A 21,572-nucleotide genomic window follows, 5' to 3' on the forward strand; every position below is an offset into this window, starting at 1 on the left:
GACAACGGACTCGATGGTCCCGCCGGAGCGGGACCCGTATCCCGCCACGCCGACGGCGGTACCGTCGGTGCAGCCCGTCATCTTGGGCGCATAAGCGGAATGCCGGTGTGGCTGAAGGTGGTCACGGCCATCCTGTCAGTGGCTATTGTGGGCGGCCTCGCCTTCGCGGGCTTCTGGTTCCTGCGCCTGCAGGGCAACATTTCCAAAGCGCCCCTGAACGCCGGTGGCGGCAGCAACGAATCCGTGAGCGACGCCACCGGACGGATGCAGATCCTCATCCTCGGTTCCGATACCCGTGACGGGAAGAACTCCGAATACGGTACGGCGGATGACTCCAACGGATACGGCAAGTCCGATGTCATGATGCTGATGGACATCTCCGAGGACAACAAGCGCGTCAGCGTCATCAGCTTCCCGCGGGACCTGCTGGTTGACATCCCGCAGTGCAAGGACCCGAAAACCAACCAGGTCTATCCTGCCCGCAGCGGTGTGATGATCAATGAAGCCATGGCTGAAGCAGGCATTGGCTGCGCCGTGGACACCGTCAACAAACTCACCGGCCTGGAAGTGGACCACTTCATGATGGCTGACTTCAATGCCGTGAAGGAACTGTCCAACGCGGTCGGGGGTGTGGAGGTGTGCATCAGTGACGCCGTCTACGATCCTGACTCACGCCTCCGGCTGCCGGCCGGCACCTCGGCTGTCCAGGGTGAGATGGCCCTCGCGTTCCTGCGCACCCGGCATGCCTTTGCCGACGGCGGCGACCTGGGCCGGATCAAGGCCCAGCAAGGGTTCCTGTCCTCCCTGACCCGCAAGATCAAGGACGACGGTACGCTCTCGGATCCGGGGAAGATGCTGAAGATCGCCGACGTGGTAACCCAGAACCTGACCGTCGATGAAGGGCTGGCCTCGGTGCCCAGCCTGCTCACCATCGGGTCCCGGCTCAAGGACATCGACGTCAGCAAGGTGGCGTTCGTGGCTGTGCCCACCACCCCCGCGGTGCTGGATCCGAACAGGCTCCAGATTGCCGAGCCCGCAGGTTCCCAGCTCTTCTCGGCAATGCGGCAGGACGTCGACCTGACCGATCCAACCGCTCCGTCGCCTGCGCCAACGGAGACGTCGGCACCCCCGACCCCCACGGAAACCACGCCTGCGCCCCCGCCCTACGACAAAGCCCTGCAGCCTGTCACGGTGGCCAACGGCAGCGGCGTCCCGGGCCGTGCCCAGGAAATAGTCCAGGCCCTGGTCGCCGGCGGATTCGCGCAGGCCGGCCGGTTTGAGGCGACGGCTGTGGCGCAGTCGGTGGTCTACTACGGCCCGGACTTCGCGGACGTGGCAGCGGATGTTGCCGCAATGCTGGGTATTCCCGCTGAACAAATGCTCCCTGCCCCGAACATCGCAGGGGTCCAGGTATACCTCGGTACCGACTTCACCGCCGGCACCACCTACGGGGCGGCCGTATTGCCCGAAGACATCGTTAACCAGACAGCCAAGGATGCGGCCTGCCAGCAGGCCAATCCGATGCTCATCGAGCGTTAGCGGACCGGGCCCCAGCGGCACAACGGAACAGTCTGTGACAAGGCACAGCGGGGACCGCCGGAAGGCGGGTCCCGCTGTGCCTTGTCATTACCAGATGCTGACGCGTTCCGCGGGAGGCATCCACATGCCATCCTGTTCGGAAACCTCGAATGCCTCGTGGAAGGCGTCGAGGTTCCTGGCAATGGCATTGGTGCGGAACTCGTTAGGGGAGTGCGGGTCCGTCGCGAGACGGCGGATAGCCTCCTCCTGCCGAATGACCTGCCGCCAGCCGGCGGCCCACGAGGCAAAGAAGCGCTGCTCCCCGGTCAGGCCGTCCAGGACCTCCGGTTCCTTTCCGTCAAGGCTGATCTGGTAGGCCTTGTAGGCGATCGCCAGGCCTGCCAGATCGCCAATGTTCTCGCCAAGCGTGAGCCGGCCGTTGACGTTGTGTCCTGGCGCCGCGGAGGGTGACAGGGCATCGAATTGGGCTACGAGTTTGGCGGTGAGCTCTTCGAAAGCCTCCCGGTCCTCGTCCGTCCACCAGTTCCGCAGCGCCCCGCCGCCGTCGAACTGGGACCCCTGATCATCAAAACCATGGCCGATCTCGTGCCCGATGACAGCCCCGATGCCGCCATAGTTCACGGCGTCGTCAGCATCGGCCGTGAAGAACGGGGGCTGCAGGATCGCTGCCGGGAACACGATTTCGTTCATCATCGGGTGGTAGTACGCGTTGACCGTCTGCGGGGTCATGAGCCACTTGTTGCGGTCCACCGGCTTGCCCACCTCATCAAGGTGCCTGTCGACGTCGGCATTGTGTGCACGTTCCACATTGCCCAGCAGGTCAGCCGGATCGATCTCCACGGCGGAGTAATCGATCCATTCCTCCGGGTAGCCGATTTTCGCCCGGAACCCCTCAAGTTTCCGGAGCGCTTCCGCCTTAGTGGCGTCTCCCATCCAGCCCACGGCGGTGATGCTCTGCCGGTAGGCCTCTATCAGGTTGGCAACGAGCGCCTGCATGCGTGCCTTGTGGGTCTCCGGGAAATGCCGGGCGACGTAGATCTGCCCCACGGCTTCGCCAAGCGCCGCTTCGACGACGGCGACACCGCGCTTCCAGCGGTCCTTGTTCCTCGGGGTGCCGCTGAGGGTGGTCCCGTAGAAGGCGAAATTGGCATCCACGAACGACGACGAAAGGTAGGGGGCCGCGGCGCTCACCACCCGCATGGCGAGCCATTCCTGCCAGTGGGCCAGCGGCTCGGACCCAAGGAGCGCTGCGGCCCCGTCGAAGAACGGCGGGGTGCTCACCACGATTTCCCGGCGTTTGGCCTCGTCGATGCCGGCGGCTTCGAACCATGTGGTGAGCAGGGGGAACAGCGCGGACGCTTCATCCGCCGTCTTCAGGTTGTAGGTCTTTTGCGGGTCCCGGAGCGTGACTTTGTCCCAGTGGTGGGATGCGAGCCTGGTCTCCAGCTCCACCACCCGCCCGGCGGCGGCCCCGGCGTCAGCAACGCCGGCCAGCTCAAGCATGGTCTTCACGTGTGCGTTGTACGCCGTAACCGTCGGCGCGAACTTTTCTTCCCGGTAGTACGACTCGTCCGGCAGGCCAAGGCCGCCCTGTCCGGTGTACAGCAGGATCCGGTCGGGGTTGCCCGCATCGGGGGCCGGGTAGATATAGAAGAGCCCCCCAACATCGGCCCGGAAGAGCCGCCCTGCCAGGGACACGAGCTCAGCCACGGTGGTTGTGGCGAACACGGCCGCCAGCCTCTGCCGGATCGGTTCCATGCCCTTGGCTTCAACAGCGGCCTCGTCCATGAAGCTGTTGTAGAGGTCGCCGATCTTCCGCTCGATTCCGCTGGCGGCTTCACCCTTGGCCGCCGCCTCCTCAATGATGTCCCGGACCGCGATCTCTGCACCGTCCCGGAGCGCCGTGAAGGCTCCCTCAAGCGGACGGTCGTCAGGGATTTCCGCGCCCTTCAGCCAGGCACCGTTGACGTGCTGGTACAGGTCATCCTGCGGCCGGACCGTGTGGTCGATGGTGGACAGGTCGATCCCCGATATGGGCACTGAAACTCCTTTGATGAAGGGCCGCGGCCCGGTCGAATACCCGGCGGCGTCTGCATGGTGGACTTTACGGACGGTAGTGCCCTTTCATCTTACGCACGCGTGTTACCCTCAAAAGGTGCGTGCAGAGCTCCTTCTTCTTAGCTGCCGCGGCGAGGCCTCAGACGCGATCTAGCGCAAGGCCCAACCTCGCTGCGGAGTTTGTGTTGCCCGGCCACCCTTTCACCGAAGAACCACAGAAAAGGCCCCGATAGTAATGCGAAACGCACAGAAGCCCTCAGGAATGCCCGCCCACCGCTACACGCCGTTCCAGGACCAGATCAAGGTAGAGCTGCCGGACCGCACGTGGCCGGACAAGATCATCACCAAAGCCCCCCGCTGGTGTGCGGTGGACCTGCGTGACGGCAACCAGGCCCTGATTGATCCCATGAGCCCTGCCCGCAAGATGAAGATGTTCGACCTGCTGGTACGGATGGGCTACAAGGAGATTGAGGTAGGTTTTCCCTCTGCTTCCCAGACGGATTTCGACTTTGTCCGCCAGCTCATTGAGGGCAACCACATCCCGGACGACGTCACCCTCCAGGTCCTCACCCAGGCCCGCGAGCACTTGATCGAGCGCACCTACGAATCCCTGGTAGGCGCCAAGCAGGCCATCGTCCACCTGTACAACTCCACCTCCGTCCTGCAGCGCCGGGTTGTCTTCAACCAGGACGAGGACGGCATCCTGGACATCGCACTCCAGGGCGCCCGCCTGTGCAGGAAGTACGAGGAGACCCTCGCGGACACGCACGTGACCTACGAGTACTCCCCGGAGTCCTTTACCGGCACGGAGCTGGAATACGCTGTGCGGGTCTGCAACGCCGTCGCTGATGTTTTTGAAGCCTCCGCGGACCGCCAGGTCATCATCAACCTGCCTGCCACCGTGGAAATGGCCACCCCCAACGTTTACGCCGACTCCATTGAGTGGATGAGCCGCCACCTGCATCCCCGCGAAGGCATCATCCTCTCCCTGCACCCCCACAATGACCGCGGCACTGGCGTAGCGGCCGCGGAACTGGGCTATATGGCGGGCGCCGACCGCATCGAGGGCTGCCTGTTCGGCAACGGTGAGCGGACCGGCAACGTCGACCTGGTGACCCTCGGCCTGAACCTGTTTGTGCAGGGCATCGACCCCATGATCGACTTCTCCAACATCGACGACGTCCGCCGGACCGTGGAGTACTGCAACCAGCTCCCCGTCCCCGAGCGCTCACCCTACGGCGGCGACCTCGTCTTCACGGCGTTCTCCGGCTCCCACCAGGACGCCATCAAGAAGGGTTTCGAGGCGTTGGAGCGGGACGCCGCGGCCGCCGGCAAGGCAGTGGAAGACTTCACGTGGCAGGTGCCGTACCTGCCCGTGGACCCCAAGGACCTGGGCCGCAGCTACGAGGCCGTTATCCGCGTCAACTCGCAGTCCGGCAAGGGCGGCGTGGCCTACCTGCTGAAGAACGAGCACAGCCTGGACCTGCCGCGCCGCGCCCAGATCGAATTCTCCGGCGTGATCCAGAAGCGCACGGACACCGTTGGCGGCGAAGTAAGCGGCGCCCAGCTGTGGCAGGTCTTCCAGGATGAGTACCTGCCCTCCGGGAAGGCAGACGGGCAGTGGGGACGCTACTCCCTGGGCGCTGTCAAGACAGAAACGGATGACGACGGCGGCATGACGCTTCACGCCTCGCTCACCGTGGACGGCGTGCAGGTCCAGCGTACCGGGACCGGCAACGGCCCCATTGCGGCCCTGCTGAGCATCCTGCGGGAAGACGGCGTGGATGTCCGGGTCCTCGACTACAGCGAACACGCCCTTTCCGAGGGCGGCAATGCCATGGCCGCCGCCTACGTCGAGTGCGCCGTGGGGGAGCGGGTCCTGTGGGGCGTGGGCATTGACGCCAACACCAGCATGTCTTCGCTGAAGGCAGTTATTTCCGCCGTGAACCGCGCCATCCGGGACGCCCGGGCCTGACGCCGCACCGTTGAGCCGCCGGGACCCGCCGGCGGCACAACGGAGCCCCGCCCGGTGGCGGCCGGCCGAATGGTGCCTGCAAAGGATGGGAAGATAAGGCGTGGCCCAACACTCTTTCGCCTCCCGCGCGTACCGGGACGACGCCGTCGTACTGCGCACCCATAAGCTGGGCGAGGCGGACCGGATCATCACCCTCCTGACCAAGCACCACGGCCAGGTGCGGGCTGTGGCCAAGGGGGTCCGGCGCACCAGCAGCCGGTTTGGAGCGCGCCTTGAGCCGTTTATGGTGGCGGACCTGCAGCTTGTTTCCGGCAAGACGCTGGACATCGTCACCCAGGCGGTGGCCAAGGGCGCCTACGGCGGCAGCATTGCCGCCGATTACGGCCGGTATACGGTGGCGGCCGCGATGACCGAGACGGCGGAGAAGCTCACCGACGTCGACGGGGAGGCAGGAACTGCCCAGTACAACCTGCTGGTGGGTGCCCTGGCCGCCTTGAGCAGGGATGAACACGCCGCCGGCCTGATCCTCGACTCCTATCTGCTGCGCGCCTTGGCCACCGGCGGCTGGGCCCCCAGTTTTACGGACTGCGCCCGCTGCGGGGTTCCCGGCCCGCATACCGCTTTCTCAGCGCCGCTGGGAGGGATGGTCTGCAGCGGCTGCAGGCCCCCAGGATCACCGGCTCCTGCGCCGGAAACCGTGGTCCTCCTGGCGGCACTGCTCACCGGTGACTGGACCACGGCGGACGGCTCCCTTCCGCCACACCGGAAAGAAGCTGCGGGCCTGGTGGCGGCGTACCTGCAATGGCATCTCGAACGAGTCCTGAAGTCCCTCAAACATGTGGAGCGAAGCTGACAGTGGCCCTCGGCAAAAAGAACCCCGCGTCCCGAAAGCGCACCCACCCGGTGGTTGCACCGTACCCTCATCCCTCCGGAGCCGTGGCGCCCTCCATCCCCGCAGAGTTCATTCCCCGCCACGTGGCGATCGTGATGGACGGCAACGGGCGCTGGGCCAACCAGCGCGGACTGCCCCGGATTGAAGGGCACAAGGCAGGCGAGCCGGCGCTGCTGGACGTCATGGCAGGGGCGATAGAACTCGGCATCGAGTATGTCAGCGTCTATGCCTTCTCCACGGAAAACTGGCGCCGGTCTCCGGAGGAAGTACGCTTCCTGATGGGATTTAACAAGGATGTGCTGCGCCGGCAAAGAAACCAGCTCGATGAATGGGGCGTGCGCGTCCGCTGGTCCGGCCGCCGGCCGCGGCTGTGGGGCTCAGTCATCCGGGAGCTGGAAGAGGCCGAGGAGTTCACCGCGGGCAACAGCACTTGCACGTTGACCATGTGTGTTAATTACGGCGGCCGGGCTGAAATTACCGACGCGGTCTCGGCCATCGCCGCCGAGGTTGCTGCGGGCAGGCTGAAGCCCGGTGCCATCACCGAGCGGACCATCCAGAAGTACCTTGACGAGCCGGACCTGCCGGACGTGGACCTGTTCCTCCGCAGCTCGGGCGAGCAGCGGCTGTCCAATTTCATGCTTTGGCAGTCCGCCTACGCCGAGTTCGTTTTCATGGACACGCTGTGGCCCGACGTCGACCGCCGGACGCTCTGGGCGGCAGTGGAGGAGTACGCCCGGCGGGACCGCCGGTACGGCGGGGCGGTGGATGCCGCCGCACCCGCGGGATCCTAGGGTCCACGCCCCGCCGGCAGTACACCCGGTTCCGGCAGGAGGCGGCCTTCAGGCCGGGTAGCCCCTGAGCCACGCCGCGAGGTCCCGGCAGGCTTCCTCCCGCACCCCGCGGCGGGACAGGAAAACGTCGTGGATGGCACCGGGATAGCGGAACACCGCCACCCGCCGTCCAAGGCGGAGCGCACGGTGGGCTGTCTCCTCGACATCGATGACGGCGTCCGCCTCCATCAATTCCGCCGACCACTCGATTTGGATGCGGGTGCGGTCCGACAGCATGACCAGGGCCGGGGCCCGGATGTCCAGCCGGCGTTCCACCGCGGCGTGGCCGGCAAGGACTGCCTTGGCCCATCCTGCCCGAATGGGAAAGGACGTCCGTGGGCGCCACAGCGGGTCGAGGTGCCACTCCCCGTGGGCCTCGCTGCTGACGCTCTGCCAGTAGCCGGGCATCTCCGGAAGCCACAATGGGCGGCGGGGATCGGCCCTGGACAGCGGGTCCACCAGGTGCATGGCAATGGTGCGGATGATGCTGCTCCCCTGCAGTTCCAGCCACGGTGCGTTCAGGATCAGGGTGCCCACCGCCTTCGGGTTCCGGTCAGCCCACAGGGCGGTGATAAGCCCGCCCAGGGAGTGCGCCAGGACGTGCACCGTGGGGAAGACTCCCGGTCCCAGGGCCTCCTCGAAGTCCTCCCTGATCGCCGCGATGGCGGCTGCCAGGTCAGCATCGTAGACTCCCAGGTCGTCAGTGAAGCCAGGCGTCTGCCAGGGGCGCAGGCTGCGGCCGAACTTGCGCAGGTCAACGGCGTAGAAAGGGAACCCCGCCCCGGTGAGGTACTCCGCGACTTCCGCCTGGAGGAAGTAGTCCGCCCAGCCGTGGACGTAGAGGACCACGTTGACAGCCGCCCGCTGTTCCGCCGTACCCTGCCGGGGTCCCTGGCCGGTGCAACGGACAAGCGTTGCGCACACTTCGCCTTCATCATCGGGTTCCAGGGGCAGCACGCGCTGCTCGAAACGCGGCCCCAGGATGTCGGCAGACCATTGGGCAGCGGCTCTTTCCCGGCCCGCGTGCCCTTTGCTCATCCGCTCTTCCAACTTTCGGATGGCTCGTCATCGCCATAAGCCTTAAGCCAGCGTGCCAACCGGGCATAGGCATCGGCACGCACCGCGGCGCGGGAGAGGAACACGTCATGAAGTGCACCGTCTATGCGTTCCACCGTCACCGTACGGCCAAGGGTGAGGGCACGCGTAGCGATGATGTTGACGTCAAGTACGGCATCCGTCCGCCGCATCTCTTCAGACCAGAAGAGGCCGTTGGCGCTGCCGCTGGACAGCAGGACAAGGATGGGAACGTCTATGTTGAGGCCCCGCGCCACCTTGGAGTGCCCGGACAGCACGGCATTGAGCCAGCCTGCCCGCACGGGAAACGCCATCGGGGGACGGTACCGGTCATCCAGAGTCCACTCACCGTCGGCCGAGCTGCTGATGGTCCGCCAGTAGAACCCCCGTTCCGGAAGCCTAAGGACGGCTTCGGGCCGGAACCGCGCGACCGGTCCCACCATCCTGGATGCCGCACGCCGTACCAGTGAGCTGCCGTGCATCTCCAGCCACGGGCTGTTCAGGACCAGCCGGGAGACCCGGCCGGGATGCCGGCTGGCCCACAGCGCCGCCACCAGTCCTCCTGTCGAATGGCCCATAAGGGTCAGCGAGGGGTCCGCGCCGTCCTGGCCGATCAGTTGGAATGCAGCTTCGATTTCGGCATCGTAGTCCATGAGGTCGGCGACGTATCCGCCCGGGAAATCCGGACGCAGGCTCCGGCCGTGGTTGTGCATGTCCAGTGCGTAGAAGTCGTAACCCGCCGTGGACCAGAATCGGGCAAGGTCCGCGTTGAAGAAATAGTCGCTCCAGCCATGCAGGAACAGGACGGCGCTGCGCCGGCCCGGGGATGGAGGCAACTTCGTCAGTGCCGGGCGGAACCGGACCAGCGTGGCGGTGCGCTCCACACCGTCCGGCCCCGTGGCGCGGAAGGCGTGCGACTCGAAGTCAGCGCCCAGGATGTCCTGCTGCCATTCCATGCGTTTATGCTAATCCGCTGCAGGTTTGCCCCGCCTCATTTTGGTCTGGGCCCTCCTAGGCGGAAAACTAGAGGCATGCGCGTTTATCCCACATTCTTCAGGCTGGCCTTTTCATGGATGGACGCCGAGCGCGCCCACAAGATCGGATTCAAGGGCATCAGGCTGGCGCATCGCTCCGGTGCGGGGAAGGTGCTGGCGAAGCTGACGGCTCCAGCACCGTCGCTCCAGACCACGGCCTTCGGAATCACCTTTCCGTCGCCGTTCGGGCTTGCTGCCGGCTTCGACAAGGAAGGCCATGGGATCGAGGCCCTGACGGAGCTTGGCTTCGGCCACGTTGAGGTGGGAACCATCACCGGTCAGGCCCAGCCGGGCAACGAGAAACCTCGGCTCTTCCGCCTGGTGGAGGACCGCGCGGTCATCAACCGCATGGGATTCAATAACGACGGCGCAACCGCCGTGGCCCCGCGGCTCAAGGCCGCGCGCGCTGCCCTCCAGCGCCGGCACCGGGGCGTGCGCCCCGTCATCGGCGTCAATATCGGCAAGACCAAAACGGTGGAGCTTGCCGATGCGGTGGAGGACTACCTCGTCAGTGCCCGCAGCCTTGCACCTGCTGCGGACTACCTGGTGGTCAACGTAAGTTCGCCCAATACCCCCGGCCTGCGGCTGCTGCAGGATGTGGAGTCGCTCCGGCCGCTGCTGACGGCTGTGGGCCAGGAAGCGGACAGGTCGGCAGGCCGCCATGTCCCCCTGCTTGTAAAGATCGCCCCGGACCTCAGCGACGAGGATATCGACGACGTCGCACGCCTGGCGCTGGACCTCAAGCTGGACGGCATTATCGCCACCAACACCACCATCGCCAGGAGCGGCCTGTCCACGCCGGCGGAAGAGGTGGAAAAGTGCGGCGCCGGAGGGCTCTCGGGTGCGCCGCTGAAGCAGCGCTCCCTCGACGTGCTGCGCCGCCTGAAGCAGGTCACCGGTGACGCCCTCACGCTGGTGGCCGTGGGCGGCGTTGAAACGGCACAGGACGTCCAGGACAGGCTCGACGCCGGGGCCACCCTGGTCCAGGGCTATACCGCCTTCCTCTATGAAGGACCGTTCTGGGCTGCCCGGATCAACCGCGAACTGGCGAAGAGCCGCCGGCCCTAGGCCGTGAACGGTCCAAAGCAAAAACCCCGGCGGAATATCCGCCGGGGTTTTGTTGGCTGTTGGAGGGCGCCGCGGGCTCAGGCCGGGTACTGGCCGCGCTTGACCTGGGGCTTGGGGAGGCGGAGCTTGCGGAACTGCAGGGAACGCATGGAGCCGTACCACACGGTTCCGCGCTCCACCTCGCCGAATTTGGCGGTCAGCCGCTTGCGAAGCTGGCGGGACAGGATGAACACGTCCACGAAGACGGCCAGGAACATCACCCAGAACCCGCCGAGGACGTAGATCATCAAGTCGCTGGACGCCGGGACCACCAACGACACCAGGACGAATACGAGGGCGCCGAACATCAGGTACTCACCGAGGCTGAAACGTGCGTCAACGTAATCACGGGCAAACCGTTTCTGCGGACCCTTGTCGCGCAGCGGCAGGAACCGTTCGTCACCGGTGTCCAGCGCCTGGCGCATCTTAAGCCGCTGGTCCTGGATTGCCTGGCGCTCGGCAGCCTTCGAGGCTTTACGGTCTTCCGGGACAAGTGGCCGCCTGCGGGCCGCCTCCTGTGCCTTACGCGTGGGAGTTGGGGCACCCTTGCCGCTCAAGCCCTCTGTCCGCCCCGGCTCTGCAGCCTGTTGGTCTATTATTTGCTGCGCCGAGGGCGCTTCCTTTTTACGTCCGAACACCAGAACAGAATACCTTGCGGCGGGGAACTGAAGTCATGCCCAGGCCAACCGTTGGTCCCAAGCAGTCAATGTGACGCGGGTAATGTTTTGCCATGACTTCATTGCCGACGGGCACGCCGCAAAACCATAATGCCCTTCCATCACCGGGCCTTGCCGGAAACAACCGGACGGAAGACCTTCGCAGCTCCATAGACCGGTCCTTCAACCAGACCTTGGCCCGGCTCAAAGAGCTGGTCGCCATCCCCGGCATCGCCTGGCCAAGCTTTGACCGGGCCCCGCTGGAACGCAGCGCCGAAGCTGTAGCGGAACTGCTCCGCGGCACCGGACTCGGAAACGTCCAGATCCTTGGCTGCAACAAGCCTGACGGCACCCCGGGAGGGCCCGCCGTCGTCGCCCAACGGCCTGCCGCCGACGGCAAGCCGACGATCCTCCTCTATGCCCACCACGACGTCCAGCCCGCGGGTGATCAGAGTCTGTGGGAGACGGAACCGTTCACCGCCGTCGAGAAGGACGGACGCCTGTACGGCCGCGGCGCGGCGGACGATAAAGCCGGCATCATGGCGCACCTGGCGGCGTACGCAGCAGTTACTGAGGTGCTCGGGAACTCGCTGGGGCTCGGCGTCACGTTCTTCTTTGAGGGTGAGGAAGAAGCCGGCTCGCCTACTTTCCGCTCTTTCCTGGAGGCAAACCGGGAACTGCTCCGCGCCGACGTCATCGTCGTCGCCGATTCCAGCAACTGGAAGGTGGGGGTTCCGGCCCTGACCACCAGCCTGCGGGGCCTGGTGGACGGAACCATCGAAGTCCAGGTCCTCGACCACGCCGTGCACTCCGGTATGTACGGAGGACCGGTGCTGGATGCGCCCACCCTCCTGTCGCGCCTCATCGCCACCCTGCACGACGACGAAGGAAATGTCGCCATCGAGGGGCTGGTGGCAAGGGATACAGCCACGGTTGACCTTTCCGAGGAAGACTGCCGGGCAGACGCTTCAGTACTCGACGGCGTCCGGCTTGCCGGGTCGGGCAGCATCGCCTCCCGGTTGTGGACCAAGCCGGCCCTGTCCATCATCGGGTTCGACGCTCCGTCAGTGGAGGCGGCTTCGAACACCCTGTTGCCCCGCGCCCGGGCGAAGTTCAGCCTGCGCCTCGCCCCTGGCCAGGTCCCGGAGGACGCCATGGAGGCTGTGCGCCGGCATGTTGCGGCAAACGCACCCTTCGGCGCGAAGGTGACCTTCACGCCGGGGGAGAGCGGCAACCCGTTCCTGACCGACACGTCGTCGCCTGCGGCGTCACTGGCCATGTGGGCGCTGGGAGAGGCCTGGGGAGTCAAAGCCGTGGAAACAGGGATCGGCGGATCCATTCCCTTTATTGCCGACCTCACGGAACTGTATCCGGACGTGCAGATCCTGGTGACCGGTGTGGAGGATCCGGACTCCCGGGCGCACAGTGCGAATGAGTCCCTGCACCTTGGCGATTTCCGCAAGGCCATCCTTGCCGAGGCCCTGCTCCTGGCCCGGATTAACGACCAGGGACTCTAGGACCGGTTCAGGGGACCCGGGGCACGATGGGAGCGCGGCGCTGGCTGTTCCCGGGGAACAACGGGGAGCCGTCGATGGTTACGTTCAGGAGTTAGAGCTACACCTCCGCCCCGCGTAGCATGTAGCTATAGCCCATACCGAAACCGTAGGGGCAGGCACCGCCAGCGCGGCGCCGCCAGACCGTCCTAAGAAGGTAGGCCAAATGAGCACCGCAACCAATGAGAACAGCACCGGTACCACCAGCACGGCCAGTGACGAACTGCCCGTCCACGAGGTCAAGCTGACCGACGTCGCCGCAGGTAAGGTACGCAGTCTTCTCGAGCAGGAAGGCCGTACGGATCTGCGCCTCCGGGTTGCAGTGCAGCCCGGCGGCTGCTCCGGACTGATCTACCAGCTCTACTTCGATGAGCGGCTCCTGGACGGAGACGCAGTCCGGGATTACGACGGCGTCGAGGTTGTCGTGGACAAGATGAGCGTTCCGTACCTTAGCGGTGCCAGCATCGACTTCGAGGACACCATCTCCAAGCAGGGCTTCACCATCGACAACCCGAACGCCGGCGGCTCTTGCGCGTGTGGGGATTCGTTCCACTAAGCCGGTTATTTCGCCCGATGCCGGCGCCGGGTTTCCTGCCGAAAATATCGGTACGGGGGCACGGCGCCGACATGTGGGCGAAACGCCCGGCGGAGCGGTAAGCTCTACACCGAGTAGTAAAACTTTTAGTGTGCCCGGGGCGGCCAAGGCTGCCCGGACAACAGCAACAAGTAGGAAGGGCCGTCTGTGAGTTCGCAGAACCGAACCGGCAGCCGACGCAAAACGATCACAACGATCTCAAGCTTGGCAATTGCCGGCGCGTTGGTTTTGACCGGATGTTCGCCAGAGGTAGAGAAAGGGTGGCTGCCCACTGAACGTGGCACCACCAGCAACACCGACCGCATCATGGACCTCTGGGTCAACTCATGGATTGCCGCCCTGGTTGTGGGCATCATTACCTGGGGCCTGATCGTCTGGTGCCTTGTTGCATACCGCCGCCGCAAGGGCACCGTCGGGTTCCCGCGGCAGACCAGCTTCAACCTGCCCCTTGAAGTCTTTTACCTGACCATCCCCCTGTTCATGGTTGTGGTGTTCTTCTACTTCACCGACCGTGACCAGCAGGCGATTGACAACCGCTCCCAGCCTGCCGACGTCGTTGTCGACGTCCGCGGCAAGCAGTGGGCCTGGGACTTCAACTACAAGGCCGGCGACGTCATCCAAGAGGACGTCCACGAGGCCGGGGTGCAGGCGCACCTCACGGGCAACACCATCGATAAGGAACAGCTGCCCACCCTGTACCTGCCGGTCAACAAGTCTGTTGACCTCGAACTCAACGCACGCGACGTCATCCACTCCTTCTGGGTCCCCGCTTTCCTCCAGAAGCGCGACATGATCCCGGGCAAGACCAACTACATCAGGTTCACCCCCACCAAAGAGGGCACCTACGACGGCAAGTGTGCCGAACTTTGCGGCGAGTACCACTCCGAAATGCTGTTCCGCGTGAAGGTGGTGTCGGAATCCGAATTCCAGGCCCACATGAACGAGCTGCGCGAAGCCGGCAACACGGGTCTCCTCGGCGTCGAGTACGACCGCAACCCGAACCTGAACGAAATTAAGTAAGGGGAGCGACGTGGCTACTTATACCCAGACCGCACCTGCCGGAACCCTCGAGGCTTCCGTAGTTCCTAAGTCCAAGGGACGCATCGTCGTCAACTGGATCACCTCCACCGACCACAAGACCATCGGGTACATGTACCTGATCGCGTCGTTCGTGTTCTTCTGCCTGGGCGGCGTCATGGCGCTGCTCATCCGCGCCGAACTGTTCGAGCCCGGCATGCAGATCCTGCAGACCAAAGAGCAGTACAACCAGCTCTTCACGATGCACGGCACCGTCATGCTGCTGATGTTCGCGACACCGCTGTTCGCCGGCTTCACCAACGTCATCATGCCGCTGCAAATCGGTGCCCCCGACGTCGCGTTCCCGCGGCTGAACGCCCTGGCCTTCTGGTTCTTCCTCTTTGGTTCCACCATCGCGGTGTCCGGTTTCATCACCCCGCAGGGTGCGGCATCGTTCGGCTGGTTCGCCTACGCGCCGCTGTCCAACACGACGTTCAGCCCCGGCATCGGTGGCGACCTGTGGGTCTTCGGCCTGGCGCTGTCCGGCTTCGGCACCATCCTGGGCGCGGTCAACTTCATCACCACCATCATCTGCATGCGTGCTCCGGGCATGACCATGTGGCGGATGCCCATCTTCACCTGGAACGCCCTGGTGACCTCCATCCTCGTGCTGATGGCCTTCCCGCCGCTGGCGGCTGCTCTGTTCGCGCTCGGTGCCGACCGCCGCTTCGGGGCCCACATCTTCGATCCGGAAAACGGCGGTGCCGTCCTCTGGCAGCACCTGTTCTGGTTCTTCGGCCACCCCGAGGTGTACATCATCGCGCTGCCGTTCTTCGGCATCGTTTCGGAGATCTTCCCGGTCTTCAGCCGCAAACCGATCTTCGGCTACAAGGGCCTGGTCTACGCCACCATCGCCATCGCCGCACTGTCGGTAACCGTGTGGGCACACCACATGTACGTCACCGGATCCGTGCTGCTGCCGTTCTTCGCGTTCATGACCATGCTGATCGCGGTTCCGACCGGTGTGAAGTTCTTCAACTGGATCGGCACCATGTGGCGCGGTTCACTGACGTTCGAGACCCCGATGCTCTGGAGCATCGGCTTCCTGATCACCTTCCTGTTCGGCGGCCTCACCGGCATCATCCTGGCGTCCCCGCCGCTGGACTTCCACGTCTCGGACTCCTACTTCGTGGTGGCTCACTTCCACTACGTGGTGTTCGGCACCGTGGTGTTCGCGATGTTCGCCGGCTTCTACTTCTGGTGGCCGAAGTTCACCGGGAAGATGCTGAACGAGCGCCTGGGCAAGATCCACTTCTGGCTGCTGTTCCTTGGCTTCCACGGGACGTTCCTCATCCAGCACTGGCTGGGTGTCGAAGGCATGCCGCGCCGTTACGCGGACTACCTGGTGGAGGACAACTTCACCTGGATGAACCAGTTCTCCACCGTGGCATCGTTCGTCCTGGGCGCCTCCCTGATCCCGTTCTTCTGGAACGTCTACATCACGTGGCGCAACGGGGAAAAGGTCCAGGTTGATGATCCGTGGGGCTTCGGCGCCTCGCTGGAATGGGCCACGTCCTGCCCGCCGCCGCGGCACAACTTCACCTCGCTGCCCCGGATCCGTTCCGAGCGGCCCGCCCTGGACCTGCACCACCCGGAACTCCGCCAGGTCCACACCGTTGAGTCACCGGCGCCGGCCGCCCAGGTACTCGGAAACGCCGACCAGAGGGACAACTGACAATGAAAATTGAATCTTGGATTTTTGGTGCCGGAGTCTTCTTCTTCGTCCCGGTGTCCCTGGTCTATGGCTTCCTGACCAACTGGGGCGAATGGGTGGGCATCCTCGGCATCCTGCTGGTGGGCGGACTTGCCGGCATGATTGGCGGCTACCTTGGCTTCACCGGCAAGCGCGTTGGTATGCGCCCCGAGGACCGCAGCGATGCTGAGATCCACGAAGGCGCCGGCGAGCAGGGACACTTCAGCCCCTGGAGCTGGTGGCCGCTGGTCCTGGGAATCGCGTGCGCAACAGGTTTCCTGGGCCTTGCGGTCGGTTTCTGGATTGTGTTCATCGCGGCCGGCCTGGCAGTAGTGGCACTCATCGGCTGGGTGTACGAATACAGCCGCGGAGACCACGCGCACTAACGCTTCACCAATTACGACGTCGGGCCCCACCAAATGGTGGGGCCCGACGTCGTTTTTGTTGCTCCTGGCACGCCCTAGGCTGCGCCCTGCGACTCCAGCAGCTCGCCGAGCGCCCGCAGGGCGTCCTCGGCCTCCTGGCGGCCCAGCGGGCCTCTGACGGCCGCGTCGCTGACGCCAAGCTCCACGATGCATCCCTGGTGAAAATCCGCCGCCATTACCTGCAGCAGGGAGCGCGCATCAACGCCTGGGCCACCCTCCTTGGAGATGGTCACCGGCAGTCCGGTTTCCGTAACAGCCCGTACAAATAGGGCGGCAGGCCTGGCGTGCAGGCCCACCGATGCTTTGACCACGGCGTTATGTGTTGGCAAAGGGACTCCTCCGTTATGACGGCCCCCTCCGTCGACATCGCGTTTTCATGACAAATATAGGGCCTGCCCCGTTGCCCTGCTAAACGGCTGGGCATGGTGAACAACGCTGGTCTAGACCTGACCTAAAATTGGAAGGTGAACTTCAACGCAGGGGAGACAATCCATGCCAGCTAGTGCGGCAGCCATCACCGGCGACATCGACCGGTCCAGTGGCACGGCCATCTACGTCCAGCTGCGTGAGATCCTGCGTACCTACATCGCCGACTCCTGCCCGCCGGGATCAGCCCTGCCGTCTGAACGGGATCTCGCCGAACGGTTCGGCCTTGCCCGCATGACCGTCCGCCAGGCGATTGATGCGTTGGTAGGCGAAGAAGTGATCGAGAGAGTAGTGGGCCTGGGCACGTTCGTCCGCCGGCCAAAGCTCGATCTCCAGGTCAAACTGACGTCCTACAGCGAGGAGATGCAGCGACGCGGGATGGTCCCCGCGGCGAAGGTCCTGAGCTTTGAGCAGATTGCCGCCAGTGCGTTCCTTGCACGCGAGCTGCAGTTGGATGAGGGAACGCCATTGGTGCGTTTCCGGCGCCTGCTCCTGGCCGACGGTGAACCCATGAGCGTTGACGAGAACTTCATTCCGGCCCACCGGGTGCCTGGACTGCTGGACGGGGAACCGCCCACCTCGCTGTACAACGTCCTCAGCGAGCAATTTGGGCTGGTGATGGAATGGGGCGAGGACATGATCGAGGCCACCGCGGCTTCGCCGTCCACCGCGCGGTTGCTGAACGTGGAGGTGGGTGCGCCGCTCCTTAAGATCCAGCGGCATGCCTTCGTAGCCCGGGCCATGGTTGACTATTCGGTCTCCTACTACCGCGCAGACAGGTACAAGCTATGGGTGCCGCTGCAGCGCCCGGGTGCACGCCGGGCACGTAACCACTGAGGCGCCCGCCGACACACCGGCGGCAGACGGAGTGCAGCGCTGGCGCTGCGGACACGCGAAAGGCAAACAGGAAGGCCCGGTCCATGTGGACCGGGCCTTCCTGTTTGCCTTTGTAAGCCTTAGTGGGACAGGCTCTTTGCTTCCTCGGGTGCTTCCACTGCGGCATGGCCGTGGCCGTGCGCAGCTTCAAGTTCAGCCGGAGTTGCAGGTGCAACCCGGTCCTCGAAGAACCACTTGGAGAGCAACGCGCGGCGCTTTTCCTCGCGGGTTACAACGCCATGTTCATTCGGCACGGCAGGAAGAACCTCAGGCGATTCGAAGCCCACCAGCTTGTAGCGCTTGTACTCGTCCAGGGGAGCGTGAACCTCGATGAACTCACCATGCGGGAGGCGGACAATGCGGCCCGTCTCGCGTCCGTGCAGGGCGATCTCGCGGTCCTTGCGCTGGAGGGCCAGCGCCACGCGCTTCGTGACGACGAAGGCGATAATCGGCCCGACGAAGAACAGGGCGCGCAGCCAGTACGTCACATCGTTCAGCGAGACATGGAAGTGGGTTGCGATGAGGTCGGACCCGGCAGCCGCCCACATGACGCAGTACCAGACGAAGCCGGCCATACCGATAGCCGTACGGGTGGGGGCGTTCCGGGGACGGTCCAGGACGTGGTGTTCACGTTCGTCCTTGGTAACCCAGCGTTCGATCCACGGGTACATGAACATGATGGTGAACAGGATGCCTGCCGGGACCAGGGCCGGCAGCAGGACATTCAGCGTGAGGGTGTAGCCGAAGATGACGTATTCGAAGTGGAAGTCGCCAATCACACCCGGCATCAGGCGCAGGGCGCCGTCAACGAAACCGATGTACCAGTCGGGCTGGGTACCGGCGGATACGGGGGATGGATCGTAGGGGCCGTAGTTCCAGATCGGGTTGATCGTGAAGAAGCCTGCCATCAGGGCCAGGACGCCGAACACGATGAAGAAGAATCCACCGGCCTTGGCTGCATAGACAGGACCCAGAGGGTAGCCGACGACGTTGTTGTCGTTCCGGCCGGGGCCGGGGTACTGGGTGTGCTTGTGGACGACCACCATGAAGAGGTGCAGGACGATCATCAGCAGGATGAGTGCCGGCACCAGCAGGATGTGCAGCATGTAGAGGCGCCCGATGATGGCGGTGCCCGGGAATTCTCCCCCGAAGAGGAAGAACGAGATGTAGGTGCCGATGACCGGGATGGACTTGATCACGCCGTCGATGATGCGCAGGCCGTTTCCGGAGAGCAGGTCATCAGGCAGCGAGTAGCCGGTGAAGCCGGCGGCCATTGCCAGGATGAGCAGGACGCTGCCCACAACCCAGTTCATTTCGCGGGGCTTGCGGAAGGCGCCGGTGAAGAAGACCCTCAGCATGTGCACCGCGATGGAGGCTACGAACAGCAGGGCTGCCCAGTGGTGGACCTGGCGCATAAACAGGCCGCCACGGATGTCAAACGAGATGTCGAGCGACGAGCTGTACGCCACGGACATCTCCACGCCCTTCAGCGGGACGTATGAACCCTCGTAGTGCGTCTCGGCCATGGACGGATCAAAAAAGAATGTCAGGAACGTGCCCGAGAGCAGGAGGATGACAAACGAGTAGAGGGCCACTTCGCCGAACATGAAGGACCAGTGGTCCGGGAAGACCTTGCGGCCGAACTCGCGGAGGATTCCGGAACCGCCAACACGTGCATCGACGAAGTCGGTAATCCGGCCCGTCTTGGTTTTGGCGACGAAAGCCGGCTCAGCTGGTGATGCTGCGCTCATGCATATCACGCTCCCAGTAACTTGGTCCTACGGGTTCTTTGAAGTCGCTGGTGGCGACCAAGTAGCCCTCGTCGTCAACTGCGATGGGCAGCTGGGGGAGGGGCCGGCTGGCGGGGCCGAAGATCACCTTGCACTCTTGGGTGAGGTCGAAGGTGGACTGGTGGCACGGGCACAGCAGGTGGTGCGTCTGCTGCTCGTACAGGGCAACAGGGCAACCGACGTGGGTGCAGATCTTGGAGTAGGCAACAATGCCGTTGTAGCCCCAGTCCTCGCGTCCCTCGGAGGGGTTCAGCGATGCCGGGTCCAGCCGCATGAGCAGCACAACGGCCTTGGCCTTTTCGTTGAGCTTGCCCTCGTGGAGGTCGTTCAGCCCTTCCGGAATAACGTGGAAGGCCGAGCCGATGGTGACGTCGGAGGCCTTGATCGGCGTTCCGTCAGGGTCACGGGCAAGCCGCTTGAGCTTGCCTTCCTGGGGTGCCCACATGGTGTGGGCCAGTTTGTCGTCCGGGCGCGGTCCGAGGTCACCGAAGATGGCGACTGCCGGAAGCGGCGCGAGTGCAACGGCACCCAGGAGGGTGTTACGGATCAGCGGACGGCGCTTGATGCCCGTCTCTTCGACGATGTCATCGACGATGCGGACAGCCGCCTGCCGGTCCTCCTCGTAGCGGATCGCGTGGCGCTCCTCGGAAACTTCGTGGTCCGGCATGAGGGCCTTGGCCCAGTGCACAATGCCGGTACCGATCCCGAGCATGGCGAACGCCGTGCCAAGGCCGAGCAGCATGTTCTGGAGCCGGATGGTGCCGATGCTCGATTCTTCGCCTCCCAGGTCAATGGCGAAGTACGCCACCAGGAAGATCAGGGTTCCAACAACAGAGATGCCAAATAGTAAGGCGACCTGCCGTTCTGCCCGCTTTGCGGCCTTCGGGTCCGTGTCAGCCAGGCGCAAACGGTGCGGAGGGATTCCAGGATCCTGGAATTTCTCCACCTCATTCTGACCAGCCGTAGCTACGGTGCCCGAGTGGTTCGGACTGCCGTCACTATGGTTGCCCATAATTCGCCTCATCCTTCTCTCGTCCCGGCGGGTGCCGGGTTAGTTTCTAATATCAAGCTGCTGACGGATCAGCAGAAGTGTGTGGTGGTTCCCAGGGGTCAGGACGTCCGGGAAGTCAGCCAGATAGTGAAGGCGATAATGACGCCGAGGCCGGCAACCCAAACAAACAGGCCTTCTGCCACCGGGCCCAGGGATCCGAGGTCTGCTCCGCCCGGCGAGCCGGTGGTTTCGATCTGCTTGAGGAAGGTGATGATGTCCCGCTTGCCTTCGGGGGTGATGTTCGAATCACTGAACACAGGCATGTTCTGCGGGCCGGTGGCCATGGCCTCGTAGATGTGCTTGCCGGATACGTCTGCCAGCGCGGGTGCGAACTTGCCGCGGGTCAGCGCGCCGCCGGCGGCTGCTGCGTTGTGGCACATGGCGCAGTTGGTGCGGAACAGCTCGCCGCCTTCTGCTGCGTCGCCGCCTTCGTCGAGCAGGCCTTCTTCAGGGACCGCCGGGCCGGCACCCAGGGAAGCAACATAGGCTGAAAGCTGCCGGGTCTGCTCATCGTTGAACTGCACGGGCTTCTTCATGGCCTGGGGGCCGTTCATCTGCATCGGCATGCGGCCGGTGCCCACCTGGAAGTCAACGGCTGCTGCACCAACGCCAACCAGCGAAGGACCAGCTTGGCTTCCGCTGGCACCCATCCCGTGGCAGGTAGCGCAGTTCGCTGCAAACAGCTTGCCGCCCTCTTCCACGTCATTGGCGCTGTAGGAAGTGCTGGAGGCCTTGGCCTCGTTGACTGTGGTAGCCGCGGCGTATACCCCACCCGTGATGAGGAGCCCCATCAGGAGCAGCGCTAGTGCTGCTAGTGGGTGACGCCGCTTTTGTGAGAGTGCCTTCACGTGGTGGTTCCTTTATTCGATCCTGCGCCGGCTCCGGGAGCCGCTACCTGAAATTCTGCCTCTTGTAGAAAAA

At 64.4% G+C, this 21,572-nt stretch carries 19 protein-coding genes; 11 read left to right on the top strand and 8 right to left on the bottom strand.

Annotated elements, in window-relative coordinates; all coding sequences use genetic code 11:
- Positions 1–99 precede the first annotated feature (99 nt).
- Positions 100–1,539 (top strand): LCP family protein, encoded by a 1,440-nt coding sequence (locus GK109_RS20490; RefSeq protein ID WP_157243182.1) that lies wholly within the window; start codon positions 100–102, stop codon positions 1,537–1,539.
- Positions 1,540–1,626: 87 nt separating this feature from the next.
- On the opposite strand, the gene GK109_RS20495 is transcribed toward GK109_RS20490, so the two are convergent.
- The gene (locus GK109_RS20495) at positions 1,627–3,579 is read right to left on the bottom strand and encodes a M13 family metallopeptidase (RefSeq protein ID WP_370460724.1); all 1,953 of its coding nucleotides are present in this window, start codon (positions 3,577–3,579) and stop codon (positions 1,627–1,629) included.
- Positions 3,580–3,832: 253 nt separating this feature from the next.
- On the opposite strand from GK109_RS20495, the gene leuA reads away from it, so the two are divergent.
- From leuA to GK109_RS20510, 3 genes are all read left to right on the top strand, one after another.
- A complete protein-coding gene (gene leuA / locus GK109_RS20500; protein WP_157242284.1) occupies positions 3,833–5,572 on the top strand; it encodes a 2-isopropylmalate synthase in 1,740 nt (579 codons plus the stop codon).
- Between the two features lie 100 nt (positions 5,573–5,672).
- Complete coding sequence (recO, locus tag GK109_RS20505) at positions 5,673–6,425, top strand: DNA repair protein RecO (protein WP_321213587.1); 753 nt, start codon at positions 5,673–5,675, stop codon at positions 6,423–6,425.
- A gap of 2 nt (positions 6,426–6,427) precedes the next feature.
- Positions 6,428–7,255: an isoprenyl transferase gene (locus GK109_RS20510; RefSeq protein ID WP_321213586.1), complete on the top strand. Its 828-nt coding sequence runs from the start codon at positions 6,428–6,430 to the stop codon at positions 7,253–7,255.
- Between the two features lie 48 nt (positions 7,256–7,303).
- Here GK109_RS20510 and GK109_RS20515 read toward each other — a convergent pair whose 3' ends face one another.
- Both GK109_RS20515 and GK109_RS20520 read right to left on the bottom strand, forming a co-directional pair.
- Entirely contained in the window at positions 7,304–8,332 is a 1,029-nt protein-coding gene (locus GK109_RS20515; protein WP_157242286.1) for an alpha/beta hydrolase, read from the bottom strand.
- Positions 8,329–9,324, bottom strand: coding sequence for an alpha/beta hydrolase (locus tag GK109_RS20520; protein WP_157242287.1), 996 nt, complete (start codon positions 9,322–9,324; stop codon positions 8,329–8,331). The genes GK109_RS20515 and GK109_RS20520 overlap by 4 nt, the downstream gene beginning before the upstream one ends.
- A gap of 75 nt (positions 9,325–9,399) precedes the next feature.
- On the opposite strand from GK109_RS20520, the gene GK109_RS20525 reads away from it, so the two are divergent.
- A complete protein-coding gene (locus GK109_RS20525) occupies positions 9,400–10,470 on the top strand; it encodes a quinone-dependent dihydroorotate dehydrogenase (protein ID WP_157242288.1) in 1,071 nt (356 codons plus the stop codon).
- A 77-nt stretch (positions 10,471–10,547) separates the two neighbouring features.
- Here GK109_RS20525 and GK109_RS20530 read toward each other — a convergent pair whose 3' ends face one another.
- Positions 10,548–11,147 carry a DUF3043 domain-containing protein gene (locus GK109_RS20530; RefSeq protein WP_321213583.1) on the bottom strand — a complete coding sequence of 200 codons (600 nt, stop codon included), beginning with the start codon at positions 11,145–11,147 and terminating at the stop codon, positions 10,548–10,550.
- A 92-nt stretch (positions 11,148–11,239) separates the two neighbouring features.
- Here GK109_RS20530 and GK109_RS20535 point away from each other — a divergent pair, with 92 nt between their 5' ends.
- The 5 genes from GK109_RS20535 to GK109_RS20555 all read left to right on the top strand — a co-directional run bounded on the left by GK109_RS20535 (position 11,240) and on the right by GK109_RS20555 (position 16,469).
- A complete protein-coding gene (locus tag GK109_RS20535) occupies positions 11,240–12,682 on the top strand; it encodes a dipeptidase (RefSeq protein ID WP_157242290.1) in 1,443 nt (480 codons plus the stop codon).
- Between the two features lie 202 nt (positions 12,683–12,884).
- Positions 12,885–13,274, top strand: a complete 390-nt coding sequence (locus GK109_RS20540; RefSeq protein ID WP_066275924.1) for an iron-sulfur cluster assembly accessory protein — start codon at positions 12,885–12,887, stop codon at positions 13,272–13,274.
- Between the two features lie 186 nt (positions 13,275–13,460).
- The gene (gene coxB, locus GK109_RS20545) at positions 13,461–14,333 is read left to right on the top strand and encodes a cytochrome c oxidase subunit II (protein ID WP_321213581.1); all 873 of its coding nucleotides are present in this window, start codon (positions 13,461–13,463) and stop codon (positions 14,331–14,333) included.
- Between the two features lie 10 nt (positions 14,334–14,343).
- Entirely contained in the window at positions 14,344–16,065 is a 1,722-nt protein-coding gene (gene ctaD / locus GK109_RS20550) for a cytochrome c oxidase subunit I (protein WP_321213580.1), read from the top strand.
- 2 nt (positions 16,066–16,067) lie between these two features.
- Positions 16,068–16,469 (top strand): cytochrome c oxidase subunit 4, encoded by a 402-nt coding sequence (locus GK109_RS20555; protein WP_013601026.1) that lies wholly within the window; start codon positions 16,068–16,070, stop codon positions 16,467–16,469.
- A 74-nt stretch (positions 16,470–16,543) separates the two neighbouring features.
- Here the strand turns inward: GK109_RS20555 and GK109_RS20560 are convergent, their stop codons facing one another.
- Positions 16,544–16,837 (bottom strand): HPr family phosphocarrier protein, encoded by a 294-nt coding sequence (locus GK109_RS20560; protein WP_157242291.1) that lies wholly within the window; start codon positions 16,835–16,837, stop codon positions 16,544–16,546.
- Between the two features lie 163 nt (positions 16,838–17,000).
- Between GK109_RS20560 and GK109_RS20565 the strand changes: the two genes are divergently transcribed.
- Positions 17,001–17,771: a GntR family transcriptional regulator gene (locus GK109_RS20565; RefSeq protein ID WP_157242292.1), complete on the top strand. Its 771-nt coding sequence runs from the start codon at positions 17,001–17,003 to the stop codon at positions 17,769–17,771.
- A gap of 119 nt (positions 17,772–17,890) precedes the next feature.
- Here GK109_RS20565 and GK109_RS20570 read toward each other — a convergent pair whose 3' ends face one another.
- From GK109_RS20570 to GK109_RS20580, 3 genes are all read right to left on the bottom strand, one after another.
- Complete coding sequence (locus GK109_RS20570) at positions 17,891–19,561, bottom strand: ubiquinol-cytochrome c reductase cytochrome b subunit (protein WP_157242293.1); 1,671 nt, start codon at positions 19,559–19,561, stop codon at positions 17,891–17,893.
- A complete protein-coding gene (locus GK109_RS20575) occupies positions 19,539–20,612 on the bottom strand; it encodes a ubiquinol-cytochrome c reductase iron-sulfur subunit (protein ID WP_157242294.1) in 1,074 nt (357 codons plus the stop codon). Before GK109_RS20575 ends, GK109_RS20570 begins: the two co-directional genes overlap by 23 nt.
- A 98-nt stretch (positions 20,613–20,710) precedes the next feature.
- Positions 20,711–21,499 carry a c-type cytochrome gene (locus GK109_RS20580; RefSeq protein ID WP_321213577.1) on the bottom strand — a complete coding sequence of 263 codons (789 nt, stop codon included), beginning with the start codon at positions 21,497–21,499 and terminating at the stop codon, positions 20,711–20,713.
- Positions 21,500–21,572 lie beyond the last annotated feature (73 nt).

This window comes from Pseudarthrobacter sp. GA104, from assembly GCF_009741265.1.
GTDB lineage: Bacteria > Actinomycetota > Actinomycetes > Actinomycetales > Micrococcaceae > Arthrobacter.